Raw genomic sequence first — 15,857 nt, forward strand, 5'->3', positions numbered from 1 at the left:
ATCAGTATGTCCGCCGCGGCGGACGATCACGACATAGTCCCCGTACCCGAGGAGCCCGCCTGTGCCCCGTCCCTCCACGCCCGACACCGAGACCACGTTCGCCGAGGAGCTGAGCGTCGTGCGTCCCGGACTGTCGGCACCGTACGCAGAGGCTCTGCCCGGTGCCCGGGCCGCCGTGCTGACCCGGCTGTGGCGCGCGCTGGCGTACGAGCCGCTGCCGTGGATCGCCCGCCGTGACACCGGCCGTGAGGGTCTCACGCTGAGCCTGACGGACGGCCGGCGGCTGCGCGGACCGCACGCCGACCCGTACGCCACCTCCGCCTACGTGACCGAAGTGCGGCTCGCCGGGCGGACGTACGACCGTCCGGAGCTGCTCGTCGACGCCCTCGGCGTACCGCACGGTCCCGCCTTCGCGGCCGAACTCGCGCACAGCGTCGCCTCCATGGCCCTGTCGCGGGCGGACCGGGCGGCGTCCTGGGGCACTCCCGAAGAGCCCGAGGCGAGCTGGGTGTGGGAACAACGGATCGTCGACGGGCACCCGTACCACCCCAACTGCCGTGCGCGGCCCGGGTTCTCGGTGGCCGAACAGCTCGCGTACGGGCCGGAGCACCGGCCGTCGGTGGAGTTGGGCCTGGTGGCGGTGGACGGCTGTCTCGTCACGGGCGAGTGGCCGAAGTGGCTGCGGGACGGGGAGCGGGTGCTGATCCCGGTGCACCCCTGGCAGACCGCTCATGTGCTGGACGCCCGGGTCCAGGAGGGCTTCGCCGCTCACCCGTTGATGTCGCTGAGGACCCTCGCGGTGCCGGGCGGGCCGCATGTGAAGACCGCGCTGAGCGCCCGGCTGACCTCGTCGGTGCGGGACATCTCGGTGTACTCGGTGGAAACGGCGGAGACGGTCTCGGCGTTCATGGAGGGGATACTGGCGGGCCTGGACGTTCCGCTGCACATCACCCGTACCCTCGGCGCGGCCTCCGCAGGCTTCCCCGATCTCGCGGCGGTGGTGCGGGAGTCACCGGACGGCTACGCGGACGCGGGCGAGAGGTGCGTGCCGGTGGCCGCCCTTCCGCTGACCTCGCTGCCCGAAAAGGCTTCCTGGCTGGCCGAGTTCACCCGTCTCGTCCTCACCACGGGGCTGCGGCTGCTGGAGTCGGGGGTGGCGCTGGAGGCGCACGGCCAGAACCTGCTCGTGATCCTCGACCGCGCGGGTTCCCCCGTCCGGCTCGTCTACCGCGACCTGGCCGACATCCGGGTGAGCCCGGCCCGGCTGGCCCGGCACGGCGTCCCGGTCCCGCGGCTGTCCGGGCGCATCGTGACGGACGACGAGACCACCCTGCGCCGCAAGCTCTTCGGTTCCCTCGTCGGCGGCGCCCTGGGCGCGACGGCGGGTTCGACGGCCGCGCTCCGCGAGGCGCTTGACAGCGTCGCGGCGGATCTCCCGCGCACCGCGGACCTTCCCGCGCTCCTCGGTGAACCGCTCCCCGCCAAAGCGCTCACCTTGATGCGGCTCTCCCCCGAGACCCCCGGTGACCTGTGGACACGGCTTCCCCGGCCACTCGCCGGAGCCGGTATGTGATGACGCGGGACACCTCTCGTTTTTACGAGCGGCACCTTTGATCAATAGGATCCGCCGATGATCACAAGACAACGGCTGGCGGCGGGCGTCTGCGCCCTGCTCGCCGCCCTGGCCGCCGGGATCGCCCACCCGGCCGGAGCGGTCGCCGACGAAACGACGGCGACCGCGCCCAAGGTCGAACTCCTGCTGGACGTCAGCGGTTCGATGCGGGCCCGGGACATCGACGGCGAGTCGCGGATGTCCGCGGCGAAGCAGGCGTTCAACGAAGTGCTCGACGCTACGCCGCAGGAGGTACAACTCGGCATCCGCACCCTCGGCGCCAACTACCCCGGGGACGACCGCAAGACCGGCTGCAAGGACACGGCCCAGCTCTACCCGGTGGGGACGCTGGACCGCACCGAGGCCAAGACCGCCGTCGCGACCCTCAGCCCGACCGGCTGGACCCCGATAGGCCCCGCCCTGCTCAAGGCGGCCGACGACCTCGACGGCGGTGAGGGCACCCGTCGCATCGTGCTGATCAGCGACGGCGAGGACACCTGCCAGCCGCTCGACCCGTGCCAGGTGGCCCGCGAGATCGCCGCCAAGGGCATCGGCCTGACGATCGACACCCTGGGGCTGGTCCCCAACGTCAAGGTGAGCAAGCAGCTGAGCTGCATCGCCGAGGCCACCGGGGGCACGTACACCTCGGTGGAGCACAAGGAGCAGCTCAGCGACCGCGTCAACCAGCTGGTGGACCGCGCCGCCGATCCGGTGGTGAAGCCGGTGGCGGTGCAGGGTGCCGACTCGTGCACCGGGGCGCCCGCCGTCAAGTCGGGTCTCTACACCGACCGCGAGGAGTTCGCGCAGCACCGCTGGTACCGCGTGGAGGTCGCGCCGGGCAAGGAGCTGCGTGCCTCGGTGAGCATCGCGGCCGACCGTCAGGTCAATCGCGACTACGGGGTGCTGCTGCGTGCCGTCACCGTGCACGGCCGGGAGATCGTGCGCGGCGAGTCGGCCGGGAACGGCCGCACGGACGTCGTCTCGACCGGCCTGCGCTACCCGAAGGCCGAGAGCGACGACGAGGACGCGCCCGCAGAGGTCGTGTGCCTGCAGGTGTCCAACTCCTTCTCGGCCGCGTCCGGCGTGAAGACCACGCCCGGTCTGCCGCTGGAACTGACGGTCGACGTCGTCGACGGCCCCGACCAGGCGAGTGACGTGGCCTCCTTCGGCCTCGGACGCGGCTGGTGGCTGCTCGGCGCCCTGGTGCTGACCGGCTTCCTCGCGGGTCTGCTGTGGGGCTGGATCTCTCGCTGGCGGTTCTCGGTCTGGAGGACCAACTGATGCGTATCCGACGTGTACTGAGCACCACCGCCCTCCTCGCGGGAGTCGCCGCGGCGCCCGCGCTGCTCGGCGCGGCCGCCTCCCCGGCCCTCGCCGACTCCTCGCCGTCCGCGAGCCCTTCGGGTGACGACTCCGCGCCCACCGAGGCCGGTACGTCCTTCCGCACGGCGACCGAGATCGAGCAGGGCGTGCAGGCCACCGCCGGCGCCTCCGCCGGTGACTACCTGTACTGGCAGTTCGCGGCGGACGCGGGGCAGCGCCCCACCGTGAAGGCGACGGTGAAGCTGCCCGAGGCGTCCAGGCGCGCCGGCGCCGAGACCTGGCAGATCGACGTGTACGACGGGCTGCGGCGCCGTCAGGCCTGCCAGTACGGGGCGCAGACCCGGACGGCGGGGGCGGACGCGTCCTCCGTGGAGCTGTCCTGCACCCTGCGCACGGTGCGCGCCTGGTCGGAGACCTGGGCCAACGACCCGCTGCCGGGCACCTACTACGTCCGGCTCACCGCCACCGGTCTCGGCGCGGCCGATCTGGGTCTGCCGATGAGCGCGCAGCTCCAGGTGGACTCCAAGGACATCGGCGGTTCGGCGGCGGTCGACGGCTCGCTCGCCAAGCCGTTGGTCCCGGGCATCGCCATCACGGCGGCGGAGAATCCCGAGGAGGACGGTTCCGACGACGCTTCCGGCTCCAAGACGGCGGTGCTGTCCTCGCTCCGGCCCGACGGCTCGGACTGGTGGTCCGACCGCTGGGTGTGGACCGCGATCGGCGGCATCCTCGCGGCCCTCGCCGGCATCTGGGGGTACTCGCTGACGCGGGGGCGCGGGCGCCCCTCGCGGATTCCTCCGGGCGCCTGACCCGCAGGCCGTCGACCGAGGCCCGCGCCGCTCCCTGACGGGGAGCGGCGCGGGCCTTCCTTCTGCGGTGCGGGGCAGGGCGGAGCCGCGCGACGGCGGGACATGGGGCAGGCGCCCGCCCCGGCAGCGTCACGCCCGGCGGAGCGCTTCGGCCAGGGGTCCGTCGCCCGTCACGTCGACGCTCCGCTCGCGCAGCGCGTCGAGCAGTGTCAGGGCTCCCCGGTTCATGGCCTCGCACGCGCGCGCGTCCGGCGCCAGACGGGCGTCCGGCTCCCGCGGGGCCGGCCCGTCGCCGTAGAGCGGCCCCTCCCCGGCACCGAGCCACACATGGAACAGGCCTTCGTCCAGGCGGACTTCGACCAGCCCTTCCCCCGCCCGGGCGGCGTCCAGCTGACGCAGCAGCGGCAGCGCGAACCAGTGGGCCCGTACGGCGTCGGTGGGCCGCGGCTCGCCCAGCGCGGGCGCGCCCCACTCCCCGAGCGCCTGGAGGACGGGCAGCAGATCCCTTCCGCGGGCGGTGAGTTCGTAGACGTAGGCGGCGCCCGGAGGCGGCAGACGCCGGCGGCCGGCCAGCCCGTCGCGCTCCATGTCCTTGAGCCGGGATGCGAGGACGTCGGTGCTGACGCCCGGCAGATCGGCGTGCAGATCGGTGTACCGGCGCGGTCCGCCGAGCAGTTCGCGGACGATCAGGAGGGTCCACCGGTCCCCGACCGCGTCGAGGGCGCGGGCGGCGGAACAGTACTGGTCGTAGCTTCGGCGCACTGGCATGTGAGGCAGTCTAGCTATCTTGTTGGACTTTCCAAGCTCATACTTGGTAAAACCAAGCAACACCACAACCGGAGGGCGCAGCGCATGGAGTTCCGGCAGTCGAGCAAGCTCAGCGAGGTCTGTTACGAGATCCGCGGCCCGGTGATCGAGCACGCCGACGCACTGGAGGCGGCGGGTCACAGCGTGCTGCGCCTGAACACCGGCAATCCCGCCCTCTTCGGTTTCGAGGCGCCGGAGGAGATCCTCCAGGACATGATCCGGATGCTGCCCCGGGCGCACGGCTACACCGACTCGCGCGGCATCCTGTCCGCCCGCCGAGCCGTCGCCCAGCGCTACCAGGACCGGGGCCTGGAGGTCGGCGTGGACGACGTCTTCCTCGGCAACGGCGTCTCGGAGCTGATCTCCATGGCCGTACAGGCCCTGGTCGAGGACGGTGACGAAGTCCTCATCCCCGCCCCGGACTTCCCGCTCTGGACCGCGGTCACGACGCTCGCCGGCGGCAAGGCCGTTCACTATCTCTGCGACGAACAGTCCGACTGGTACCCGGACCTGGACGACATGGCGGCGAAGATCACCGACCGGACCCGCGCGGTCGTCATCATCAACCCCAACAACCCGACGGGCGCGGTCTATCCGAAGGAGATCGTCGAGGGCATCCTCGATCTCGCGCGACGCCACGGCCTGATGGTGTTCGCCGACGAGATCTACGACCAGATCCTGTACGACGACGAAGTCCACCACTCGGCCGCGGCCCTCGCCCCCGACCTGGTCGTCCTCACCTTCTGCGGGCTGTCGAAGACCTACCGCGTCGCCGGCTTCCGTTCCGGCTGGCTGGTCGTCACGGGCCCCAAGCAGCACGCGAGCAGCTATCTGGAGGGGCTGACGATGCTGGCGTCCATGCGACTGTGCGCCAACGCCCCGGCGCAGTACGCCATCCAGGCCGCGCTCGGCGGCCGCCAGTCGATCCACGAGCTGACCGGGCCCGGCGGCCGGCTCCGCGAGCAGCGCGACCGCGCCTGGGAGAAGCTCAACGAGATCCCCGGGGTCTCGTGCGTGAAACCCAAGGGCGCGCTGTACGCGTTCCCGCGCATCGACCCGGCCGTGCATCCGATCCACGACGACGAGAAGTTCGTCCTGGACCTGCTGCTGCGCGAGAAGATCCAGGTCGTCCAGGGGACCGGCTTCAACTGGCCGCGCCCCGACCACTTCCGCATCCTCACGCTCCCGCACGCCGACGACCTGGACGCGGCGATCGGCCGGATCGGGCGGTTCCTGAGCGGGTACCGGCAGGAGAAGGGCTGAGGTCCCGGGTGGGCCGACCGGAGGATCCGTGCTGCGGTCCGGCCCGCCCGGTGTCACCGTACGAGGGACAACAGCTGACGCAGGGACGGAAGGGCACGGCGATGGGTGATCTGCTCCTCGTACGGCACGGTGAGACCGAATGGTCGATGTCCGGGCGGCACACGGGGTCGACCGATGTCCCGCTGACCGACAACGGTCGCGAGCAGGCGCGGCGGCTCCGTCCGCTGATCGCCCGGCACCACATCGCGGCCGCGTTCGTCAGCCCGATGCGCCGGGCGCGGGAGACGGCCGAGCTGGCCGGTATCGGCCGCGCACGCGTCGACGCGGACCTGCGCGAGTGGGACTACGGCGGGTACGAGGGGGTCACGACCGTCGAGATCCACCGGGAGCGGCCCGACTGGTTCCTGTTCACCGACGGTGTCTCCCCCGGGCCGCCCGAACACCCGGGGGAGAGCCCGGACGAGGTCGGGGCGCGCGCCGAGCGGGTGCTGGCCCGGATCGACGCGGCGCTCTCCGAGTCGGAGGGCAGCGTGGTCGTCGTCTCGCACGGCCACTTCCTGCGGGTGCTGACCGCGCGGCGGCTCGGTCTGAGCGCCCGGTCCGGCGCCCTCTTCCAGCTCGCCACCGGGACGATGAGCCGGCTCAGCACGGAGCACCGCCGGCATGTCGTGGCCGGCTGGAATGTCAGACCCGACGCGTACTGTTCCCATGACTTCCCCTCCTCGGCGGGAGAGGGAGCGGAGGAACACTGAGCCGCGGCCGGGCCGGAGCGCCGTGGCACCACCGGGTGGTGGAGGGAGCGCGCCGTGACACGACCGCCGACCGCCGCGCAGCGGCGCGTCATCGAGGCAGCCGACCCCGTGACCGGGCGCCTGAAGGGCACGGAGGCCCAGCTCGCCGCCCTGGTGAAGCGCGGGCTCGCCTTCCGCCATCCTCGTCCCCCGCGCGACCACTTCCTGACCCCGGCCGGGCACCGGCTGCGCGAGACGCCCGGCGCTTCGGACGATGCCGGCGCTCCGGAGCCGTCCGCCCCGGCGGCGTCGGGGGTGTTCGCGGCGCGGATCGGCGGCGAGGAGGGGCCCGAGGCGGGCCCCGCGCGGCTGAGAGAGGTGCGCGGCGCCTGGCAAGGGCTCCTGGAGCTGCGCCGGATGACTCGTCCGGACAGCGATACCGACCTTCCGTGCTCCTGGGAGCGTACGCATCTGGTGCAGGCCGCGGCGCTCGCGCTGGAGGCGGCCGGGCACCGGCCCGCCGGAGCGGAGGGCGGGGGCTACCGGGTACGGGCGACACCGCAGCCGGAGGCCGTCGCCGTGCACGAGCCGGACCCCGGGGCGCTGCGGGCCTGCGCGGCGGCCCTGGAGAAGGCGGGCTGGCAGGCCGGTGAGCACACGGAGCCGCGCACGGGCGCCCGGTACGTCCTGGCCTCACCCCGGCGGGCGTGAGACGCGCCGGGGGCACCGTTCAAGCCGTTGACGCCGTCGGAGTCATCGCGGTCGTCACAGTCGTCGTAGTCGTCGCAGTGATCGAGAGGACAGTCGTGGCAGAACCGTTTTCCGTCCCCGTGACCGTTCGCGGGTACGAGACCGATGTGCAGGGGCATCTCAACCAGAGCGTGTATCTCCAGTACGCCGAGCACGCCCGCTGGTCGCTGCTGCACGCGTCCGGGATCAGTCAGGCCGATCTGGCGGCCCGCGGGGTGGGCCCTGTCGTGCTGGAGACGACGATCCGCTACCGGCGTGAACTGCTCGCGGGCGACGACGTCGAGGTCACGTGCGCCTTCCTCTGGGGTACGGGCAAGAGCTTCCGCGTGGAGCAGACCATCGTCAAGGCGGACGGCACGGTGGCCGCCGAGATCACGGCGGTCGCCGGTCTGATGGACCTCACGGAACGCAGACTGCTGCCCGACGCCCGGAAGCACTTCGCGTCGATGGCCACCGACCCGGCCTTCTACGAGAACTGAGCCCCCGCACCTCTCTCCGGGCCCGACCCGCGAGCGCGGCAGCTCTCCGGTGACCCGACCGGCCTGAACCGACCGGACGGAACCGACCGGCCGGACCTAGGCGTCGAGCAACTCCGGCCGGTGCTCGGCGTCGTAGGCCGCGCGGGACTCGGCGATGGTGACGCGGTTCCGCTCGGCCCAGTCGGTCAGGGAGAGCAGCGTCGCGTGCAACTCCCGCGCCACTGGGGTCAGTTCGTACTCCACCTTCGGCGGCACCGTGGGGTGCACGGTGCGGGTGACGAGGCCGTCGCGTTCGAGATTGCGCAGGGTCAGCGTCAGCATCCGGCGGCTGATCCCCTCGATGCTGCGCTCCAGTTCCGTGAAGCGGATCGGACCGTGCGCGGCGGCCACGATGATCAGCACGCTCCATTTTCCCGCGACCCTGTCAAGAACCTCGCGGACCGGGCACGCCTGCGCGAGCACTGCCTGCGAGGTAACACCGGTGTTCCCCTGGGACATCGAAGTGCCTCCTTACGCCGGTCTCCATGGTCACTGACGATGTACCCCGTTACAAGTCGTGCACCAAGGGAGAACGTCCATGGATCCGACACCGTCCATGGAGAACACGGAGGTCACCGTCATGCTGCCCCGGACCGGACCGGCGAACCCGTCGACACCCCGAACACCTTCCCGGTGGGCCGCGCTCGCCGTCCTGTGCGCGGGCACGCTGATGACGATCCTGGACGGGAACATCGTCACCGTGGCCATGCCCGCGATCCAGGGGGACCTCGGCTTCTCCGCTCCCGGGCTCGCCTGGGTCGTGAACGCCTATCTGATCCCGTTCGGCGGACTGCTGCTGCTCGCGGGGAGGCTCGGCGACCTGGTGGGCCGCAGGCGGATGTTCACGGCCGGCCTCGCGGTGTTCACGGCGGCGTCCGTGCTGTGCGGGGTCGCCGACGGGCAGGGCACGCTGATCGCCGCCCGCGCCCTCCAGGGCGTCGGCGGGGCGATAACCTCGGCCGTCGTCCTCGGCATGCTGGTGGCGCTCTTCCCCGAGCCCCGCGAACAGGGCCGCGCCATCGCGGTGTTCAGCGCGGTCGGTGCCGCGGGCGGGGCGCTCGGCACCTTCCTCGGCGGTGCGCTGACGCAGACCCTCGGCTGGCACTGGATCTTTCTGATCAACCTGCCGATCGGCGTGTCGGCCTGGGTCGCCGCGCTCCGGATCCTCGCCCCCGACAAGGGGTCCGGCCTCGGCCGGGGCGCCGACTTCCCCGGCGCCGCGCTGGTCACCGGCGCCCTGATGCTGACCGTGTACACGATCGTCGGAGCCGGCGAGCGGGGCCTCGGCGGCACCCTCGCCCTCGGCGCGCTCGCCCTCGCCCTCTTCGCCGGGTTCACCGTCCGTCAGGCGCGGGCGGCCCGCCCCCTGCTGCGGCTGCGCCTGCTGCGCTCCCGGACCCTGGCGAGCGCGAACGGCGTACAGATCCTGATGATCGCCGGGATGTACGGCTTCCAGTACATCGGCGCCCTCTACCTCCAACGGGTGCTCGGCTACGGCGAGTTGCTCACCGGAACGGCGTTCCTGCCCGCACCGGTGGTCATCGGCGCGCTGATGCTGAGCCTGTCGGCGCGCACGGTCGCCCGCTTCGGCCCGTACCGCGTCCTGCTCGCCGGACTCGCCCTCATCACGGCCGGTCTGGCCCTGCTGGGCCGTGTCCCGACCGAGGGGGTGTACCTCACCGACGTGCTGCCCGCGCTCCTCCTGCTCTCCGCGGGGTTCGCGGCCGCGATGCCCGCGGTGACGGGACTCGCGATGTCGGGTGCCCGCGCCGAGGACGCGGGCCTGGCCTCCGGGCTCTTCAACACCACCCAGGTGGTGGGGGGTTCACTGGGTCTCGCCGTGCTGACGACACTGGCGGCGGGCCGCACCGAGCACCTGGCCGGTGCGGGCGAGGACGCCGTGGCGGCGACGGCGGACGGCTACCGGCTGGCGTTCACGGTGGCCACGGTCATCGCGGCGACGGCCCTGACGCTGACCGCCGCCCTCCTGCACCCCGGGCGGGACTCCTCGACCGTCTCGGCGGGGGAAGAACCTCCTCACGAGCCCTCTTCCGCCGATCCGGCGGCGTCGGGCGTACGGATCGGTACCGGCACCTGGTTGAAGCCGTAGTAGATCGCGAGCAGCCCGTGCGCCGCCAGCGTCAGCGGCGCCGAGACGAAGGACAGCGCGACCGTCGCCGGATAGGCGAGGGAGCCGAGGGCGAAGCGGACGCGGGTGCGCCGGGCGGCTTCCACATCGACGCGGCTGTCGAGAAGGCGCCCGGTGCGGGTGAGGTGCCACCACACCGCCTGGAACGCGAGGGCCATGGCCACCATGACCAAGCTGTAGACGGCGGCGGCGACATGGGACGCCTTGCCCTCGCGGAGATACTCCGCGAGCATCGCCGTCGGCCAGGGAATGGCGGCCACCACCATCAGCAGGAGCAGGTTCAGGAACATCAGAGTGCGGTCGACCCGGGCGACATAGCTGAACACCTGGTGATGGTTGATCCACATGATGCCGATCACCAGGAAGCTGACGACGTAGGCAGCGTAGGAGGGCCACTGCTCTCCGAGCGCGTGCCACAGTCCGCCGTCCTCACCGGCTTCGGGGACCTTGATCTCCAGGATCAGCAAGGTGATGGCGATGGCGAAGACGCCGTCGCTGAAGGCCTCCACGCGGCCCGACTCGTTCATGCCCGACTCTCCCCGTTGTGACCGCGTCCTCACGTGGTTTCCGCACATGGGTTCCGCGGGACCTGTGTGTCGTCCGTGCCGTTCGCGCGCTCCGACCGTAGCCCAGCGCAGTTCGACATTCGGCCCCGGAGCGTCAACTCGCCTTCCCCTGACGGGTATACGCCGCCCCCAATCTCTGGTAGGAAACTTTCCTAACAGTACGCCCAACACCACTCCCCCCATCGGAGGTACCGTGCACACCCCCCACATAGGCACGTCGCGGCGCACCCTGCTCACCCTGATCGGAGCCTCATTGGCGGCAGGCCCCCTCATCGCCACCCAGACCGCGACCGCTGCTCCGGTCGGCCTGGACGACCCGGCGAAGAAGGAGATCGCCATGAAGCTGGTCTCCAGCGCGGAGAACTCCTCGCTGGACTGGAAGGCGCAGTACAAGTACATCGAGGACATCGGTGACGGGCGCGGCTACACCGCCGGCATCATCGGCTTCTGCTCCGGCACCCACGACATGCTCGACCTCGTCGAGCTGTACACGCAGCGCAAGCCCGGCAACGTCCTGGCCAAGTACCTGCCCGCGCTGCGCGAGGTCGACGGCAGCGATTCCCACGAGGGCCTGGACCCCGGCTTCCCGGCCGACTGGCGCCGGGCCGCCCAGGACTCGGCGTTCCAGCAGGCCCAGAACGACGAGCGCGACCGCGTCTACTTCAACCCCGCCGTACGGCAGGGCAAGGCCGACGGCATCGGTGCCCTCGGCCAGTTCACGTACTACGACGCCATCGTGATGCACGGCGACGGCGGCGACAGCACCAGCTTCGGCAACATCCGTCGGCGCGCCCTGACCAGGGCCAGGCCGCCGGCCCAGGGCGGCGACGAGGTGACGTATCTCAACGCCTTCCTCGACGCACGCGTGTGGGCCATGAAACAGGAGGAGGCCCACTCCGACACCAGCCGCGTCGACACCGCACAGCGGGTCTTCGTCCGCAACCGGAACCTGAACCTCAACACACCGCTGGACTGGAAGGTCTACGGCGACAGCTACCACATCGGCTGACGGGCCCGACAGGGCGGAGGGCGCGGCACGTTCCTCGTGCCGCGCCCTCCACGCGCCCGTTCACCTCCGTAAGTCCGTCCGCTCCTCGGATCGTTCGCCCCTCGGGATCGTTCGGTCTTCTCAGTGGGCGGGTACCGCCTTGAGGTCCTCGCCCGCCTCCATGGGGTGGGTCACCTCTCCCGCGTTCTCGCGCCCTCTGCCGAGGTGGTTGAAGACGAGGTTGAGGACGACGGCCGCGAGGCAGCCCGTCGAGATACCGGAGTCGAGGACGATCCGTACGGTCTCCGGGAACGCGTGGTAGAACGCGGGCGCGGTGATCGGGATGATGCCGACCGCGAGGGAAACGGCCACGATCAGCACGTTGTTGTCCTTCTCCAGGCCCGCCCTGACCAGGGTCTGGATACCGCTGGCCGCGACCGAGCCGAAGAGGACGACACCCGCCCCGCCGAGCACCGGACGCGGGACGACGGCGATCAGCGACGCGGCCATCGGGCACAGCCCCATCAGCACCAGGAAGCCGCCGCCGGTGGCGACGACGTAACGGCTGCGGATCCTCGTCATCGCGACGAGGCCGATGTTCTGGGCGAAGGCGCTGCACATGAAGCCGTTGAAGAGCGGGCTCAGCGCCGAGCCGAGGGTGTCGGCCCGCAGTCCGGCCGCGATGGTCTTCTCATCGGCGGGGCGCTCGACGATCTCACCCAACGCCAGCATGTCGGCGGTCGATTCGGTCATCGAGACGACCATCACCACGCAGAGCGAGAGGATCGCGGCGAGCTGGAACTGCGGGGCGCCGAAGTGGAACGGCGTCGGGAAGCCGACCACGTCCGCGTCGGCCACCGGCCCGAAATCCGTGACGCCGAGGGGGATCGCGACGAGCGTGCCGATGACCAGGCCGAGCAGGACCGCGATCTGTTTGACGAAGCCGCGGGTGAACCGGCGCAGCAGCAGGACGATGACGAGCGTCGTCGCCGCGAGGCCCAGATAGGTCCGCGAACCGTAGTCGTCCGCCGCGGGGTTCGGGCCCTGCGCCCAGCCGAAGGCGACCGGCAGCAGCGAGACGCCGATGAGCGTGATCACGCTGCCGGTGACGACGGGCGGGAAGAAGCGGACGGCCTTGCTGAAGAAGGGGGCCGCGATGAATCCGAGGACGCCGGCGACGATGACCGCGCCGAAGATGATCGGCAGGGCGTCGCTCTTGTCCTTGGCGGAGGCGGCGACCGCCGTCATGGGTGCGACGCCGGCGAAGGTGACGCCGTTGACGAAGGGCAGCCGGGCTCCGATCTTCCAGAAGCCGATGGTCTGCAGGAAGGTGGCGAGCCCCGCGGTGAACAGGCAGGCGCCGGTGAGGAAGGTGAGTTCGGTGGCGGAGAGACCGACCGCCGCGCCGACGATCAGGGGTGGGGCGACGACTCCGGCGTACATGGCGGCCACGTGCTGCAGGCCGCTGGTCGCCATCTTCAGGGCGGGCAGTTTCTCGTCGACCGGGTGCTTCGACCGGCCGGTCGATCCAGTCCCTTCGGCTGATCCGGTTGCTCCAGTTGGTCGTGCATCGGTGCTGGGCTCGGGCTGGGCGGCCACGGCGGCTCCTCCGGTCGGGTACACGTCGCCGTCGACGTGGGTGTCAGGGAGGTGATGCGCGGTCGTGCGGGACCGGGACGATGCCCGTCGCGCGGACATGGTGTCCGGCGGCGGAGACCGTTCCGGGGCGCGCACGTCATGCACGCCCCGGCTACGGCCGCCATGGACCCCGCTCGGGTCCATGGCTACCGGCCGAGGGCCGTCCCCCTCTGCCGGAGTTCTGCGGTGATCAGGCCTGCACGGCGATCCGCGCCAGGCGCTGCGCCTCGTCCCGCGTCGAGCGGGCGATGGCGTCCTCGTCGACGGTGAGGAGTCGGCTGTCCTCGACGACCGGCTTTCCGTTGACGAGCGAGAGGGTGACCGGGGCGGCGGCGCCGAGGACGAGCGCCGTCACCGGGTCGGCGATCGAGGCGTGCGCCAGGGTGTCGAGTCTCCACAGCACGAGGTCGGCGAGCTTGCCGGCCTCCAGGGAGCCGATCTGGCTTGCCCGGCCCAGGACTTGGGCCCCTCCGTAGGTGCCGAGGCGCAGTGCCTGACGGGCGTTCAGGGCTGCCTCGCGGTGGGCGCCGAGCCGGTTGATGAGCAGGGCGTTGCGCAGCTCGGTGTGGAGTTCGCCGGACTCGTTCGACGCCGTGCCGTCGACGCCGAGACCGACCGGGACGCCGGCCGCCAGCATGTCGGGGACCCGGGCGATGCCCGCGGCCAGGCGGGCGTTGGAGGAGGGACAGTGGGCCACACCCGTCTTCGTACGGGCGAAGGCGGCGATGTCGGAATCGTTCATGTGGACGCAGTGCGCCATCCACACGTCCTCGCCGAGCCAGCCGGTCGACTCGAAGTAGTCGGTCGGGCCCATGCCGAACAGTTCCTTGCAGAACTGCTCCTCCTCCACGGTCTCCGAACCGTGCGTGTGCAGCCGTACCCCCTTGCGGCGGGCCAACTCGGCGCCCTGTCTCATGAGTTCGGTGGAGACAGAGAAGGGCGAGCAGGGCGCGACGGCGATCTGGGTCATGCTGTCGAAGGAGGCGTCGTGGTGCTCGTCGACGGTCGCCTCGGTGGCGGCCAGCGCCCCTTCGAGGGTCTCGACGGCGAAGTCCGGCGGCAGTCCGCCGTCCTTCTCGCTGCGGTCCATGGAGCCGCGGGCGAGGGTGAAGCGGACGCCGGTCTCGCGGGCGGCCCGGATGACGGCGCCGGACAGGTCGCCGGAGCCCTTGGGGAAGACGTAGTGGTGGTCCATGGCGGTGGTGACGCCGCCGCGGGCCATCATGGCGAGGGAGCCCTGGGCGGCCGCGTGGACCATGGGCTCGTCGATGCGGGCCCAGGTCGGGTAGAGCGCGACGAGCCAGTCGAAGAGGTTGTGGTCCGTGGCGAGGCCGCGGGTGATCCACTGATAGAAGTGGTGATGGGTGTTGACCAGGCCGGGGGTGGCCAGGTGGCCGGTGCCGTCGACACGGCGGACCACGTTCTCCAGGTTCTCGGGGGCCTTTCCGGAGCCCACCGACTCGATCGTGTTGCCGGCGACGACGATGTGCCCCGAGGCGTACTCGGTGTCGCCCGCGTCCACGGTCGCGATGGCGCAGTTCTCGATGACGATGCGCTGGACTGCCACTGCGGTTCCTCGTTCTTCCCGTCGGCGGACGGACCCGGGGGCCGAGCGGGGTGACGACCGGGTCCGTGGTGCTGTGGTTGCGCAGATGCCCCCGCTCTCCCCTGGGATGTGACGCCGGCGCCCGCGTCGGGGGTACAGCGGCAGTACCGCGGGGGCGGTCCGGGGGGACCGCCCGGTGCGGTCCTACAGGTTGGTGAGGTCCACCGGGATGCGCGGGTCGCGGCCGTCGCGCAGGACGGTGGCCTCGATGAGCCCGTACGGACGGTCGGCCGCGAGGTAGACCTCGTTGTCGTTCTCGAGGCCGAACGGTGTCAGGTCGACCAGGAAGTGGTGCTTGTTCGGGAGCGAGAAGCGGACCTCGTCGATCTCGTCCCGGTGGTCGATGATCCGCGCGCCCATCTCGTACAGGGTCTGCTGGAGCGAGAGGGAGTAGGTGTCCGCGAAGGCCTGGAGCATGTGCTTCCTGACCTCGTCGTAGGACTTGTCCCAGTCGGGCATCCGCTGCTCGTCGCCGTTCCAGCCGAAGCGCCAGCGGCTGGAGACCTGGGTGGCCAGGATGCGGTCGTGGGCCTCCTGGAGCGTCGTGTACCTGTCCTTGACGTAGCCCCAGAACTCGGAGTTCGTCGAGTTCATCACGACGAGGTCCTTCAGTCCCGAGACGACCTCCCACGCCTCACCGTCGAAGGTGATCTGGGTGACGCGTGTCTCCTGGCCCTTGCGGACGAAGGAGTGCCGGGCCTCGTCCGCGCCGGCGGCCCGGGACGCGGCGTCCGGGGCCTCGATGCGCTCCCAGGCGTACTCCTCGATACGGACGCGCGCCCGCTGGATCGGTTCCTGGCTGGTCACGAAGTGCCGGGCGAGATGGATGCCGAACTGCTCGGCGGACTCGATGCCGTGCTCCTTGGCGAAGGCGTACACCGTGTTCTTGGTGGTGTCCGTCGGCAGGACGTTCGCGTTGGAGCCGGAGAGGTGGACCTCGTCCATGTCGCCGCTCAGCGCGACGGACACGTTCAGGTCCTTGATGTGGTGCGTGGCGCCGTCGCGGGTGATCCTGACGACGCGGTTCTCGGCCTTGCCGTACTGGTTCTGCCCCAGGAGCACCGGGCGGCCCTGGCGGGAAGGTTCGGTCATGTCTG

At 71.3% G+C, this 15,857-nt stretch carries 15 protein-coding genes; 9 read left to right on the top strand and 6 right to left on the bottom strand.

All coding sequences use genetic code 11. The annotated features are described in order from the left end of the window. The first annotated feature begins 61 nt into the window (after positions 1-61). The 3 genes from OG780_RS09640 to OG780_RS09650 are packed head-to-tail and all read left to right on the top strand — an operon-like array spanning position 62 to position 3,744. Complete coding sequence (locus OG780_RS09640) at positions 62-1,573, top strand: IucA/IucC family protein (RefSeq protein ID WP_328446651.1); 1,512 nt, start codon at positions 62-64, stop codon at positions 1,571-1,573. A gap of 57 nt (positions 1,574-1,630) precedes the next feature. After that, positions 1,631-2,893: a VWA domain-containing protein gene (locus tag OG780_RS09645; RefSeq protein WP_328446653.1), complete on the top strand. Its 1,263-nt coding sequence runs from the start codon at positions 1,631-1,633 to the stop codon at positions 2,891-2,893. After that, positions 2,893-3,744 carry a hypothetical protein gene (locus OG780_RS09650; RefSeq protein WP_328446655.1) on the top strand — a complete coding sequence of 284 codons (852 nt, stop codon included), beginning with the start codon at positions 2,893-2,895 and terminating at the stop codon, positions 3,742-3,744. The genes OG780_RS09645 and OG780_RS09650 overlap by 1 nt, the downstream gene beginning before the upstream one ends. Positions 3,745-3,873: 129 nt before the next feature. On the opposite strand, the gene OG780_RS09655 is transcribed toward OG780_RS09650, so the two are convergent. Then, positions 3,874-4,512 carry a winged helix-turn-helix transcriptional regulator gene (locus tag OG780_RS09655; RefSeq protein WP_328446657.1) on the bottom strand — a complete coding sequence of 213 codons (639 nt, stop codon included), beginning with the start codon at positions 4,510-4,512 and terminating at the stop codon, positions 3,874-3,876. Positions 4,513-4,596: 84 nt separating this feature from the next. Between OG780_RS09655 and OG780_RS09660 the strand changes: the two genes are divergently transcribed. From OG780_RS09660 to OG780_RS09675, 4 genes are all read left to right on the top strand, one after another. Further along, positions 4,597-5,814: a pyridoxal phosphate-dependent aminotransferase gene (locus OG780_RS09660; protein ID WP_326784739.1), complete on the top strand. Its 1,218-nt coding sequence runs from the start codon at positions 4,597-4,599 to the stop codon at positions 5,812-5,814. Positions 5,815-5,915: 101 nt separating this feature from the next. Further along, positions 5,916-6,566 (top strand): histidine phosphatase family protein, encoded by a 651-nt coding sequence (locus tag OG780_RS09665; RefSeq protein WP_328446659.1) that lies wholly within the window; start codon positions 5,916-5,918, stop codon positions 6,564-6,566. Between the two features lie 54 nt (positions 6,567-6,620). Beyond that, on the top strand, positions 6,621-7,256 hold the full coding sequence (locus tag OG780_RS09670) for a hypothetical protein (RefSeq protein WP_328446660.1): 636 nt from the start codon (positions 6,621-6,623) through the stop codon (positions 7,254-7,256). A 95-nt stretch (positions 7,257-7,351) separates the two neighbouring features. Then, positions 7,352-7,774, top strand: coding sequence for an acyl-CoA thioesterase (locus OG780_RS09675; RefSeq protein WP_328446661.1), 423 nt, complete (start codon positions 7,352-7,354; stop codon positions 7,772-7,774). Positions 7,775-7,870: 96 nt separating this feature from the next. Here the strand turns inward: OG780_RS09675 and OG780_RS09680 are convergent, their stop codons facing one another. Continuing rightward, positions 7,871-8,272 (bottom strand): winged helix-turn-helix transcriptional regulator, encoded by a 402-nt coding sequence (locus tag OG780_RS09680; protein ID WP_326784745.1) that lies wholly within the window; start codon positions 8,270-8,272, stop codon positions 7,871-7,873. A gap of 211 nt (positions 8,273-8,483) precedes the next feature. Between OG780_RS09680 and OG780_RS09685 the strand changes: the two genes are divergently transcribed. Further along, positions 8,484-9,923 (top strand): MFS transporter, encoded by a 1,440-nt coding sequence (locus tag OG780_RS09685; RefSeq protein ID WP_443062308.1) that lies wholly within the window; start codon positions 8,484-8,486, stop codon positions 9,921-9,923. On the opposite strand, the gene OG780_RS09690 is transcribed toward OG780_RS09685, so the two are convergent. After that, positions 9,851-10,489 (bottom strand): TMEM175 family protein, encoded by a 639-nt coding sequence (locus tag OG780_RS09690; RefSeq protein ID WP_326784746.1) that lies wholly within the window; start codon positions 10,487-10,489, stop codon positions 9,851-9,853. The genes OG780_RS09685 and OG780_RS09690 overlap by 73 nt on opposite strands. A 232-nt stretch (positions 10,490-10,721) precedes the next feature. Here OG780_RS09690 and OG780_RS09695 point away from each other — a divergent pair, with 232 nt between their 5' ends. Continuing rightward, positions 10,722-11,537 carry a chitosanase gene (locus tag OG780_RS09695; RefSeq protein WP_326784747.1) on the top strand — a complete coding sequence of 272 codons (816 nt, stop codon included), beginning with the start codon at positions 10,722-10,724 and terminating at the stop codon, positions 11,535-11,537. Between the two features lie 120 nt (positions 11,538-11,657). Here the strand turns inward: OG780_RS09695 and OG780_RS09700 are convergent, their stop codons facing one another. The 3 genes from OG780_RS09700 to pucL form a co-directional block, all read right to left on the bottom strand. Next, on the bottom strand, positions 11,658-12,992 hold the full coding sequence (locus tag OG780_RS09700; RefSeq protein ID WP_425870715.1) for a nucleobase:cation symporter-2 family protein: 1,335 nt from the start codon (positions 12,990-12,992) through the stop codon (positions 11,658-11,660). A 352-nt stretch (positions 12,993-13,344) separates the two neighbouring features. After that, positions 13,345-14,721: an 8-oxoguanine deaminase gene (locus OG780_RS09705; RefSeq protein ID WP_328446662.1), complete on the bottom strand. Its 1,377-nt coding sequence runs from the start codon at positions 14,719-14,721 to the stop codon at positions 13,345-13,347. 183 nt (positions 14,722-14,904) lie between these two features. Continuing rightward, positions 14,905-15,852 (bottom strand): factor-independent urate hydroxylase, encoded by a 948-nt coding sequence (gene pucL, locus OG780_RS09710; RefSeq protein ID WP_328446663.1) that lies wholly within the window; start codon positions 15,850-15,852, stop codon positions 14,905-14,907. Between the last annotated feature and the right edge of the window lie 5 nt (positions 15,853-15,857).

Origin of the sequence: Streptomyces sp. NBC_00386 (assembly GCF_036063235.1) — a bacterium.
Lineage (GTDB): Bacteria > Actinomycetota > Actinomycetes > Streptomycetales > Streptomycetaceae > Streptomyces.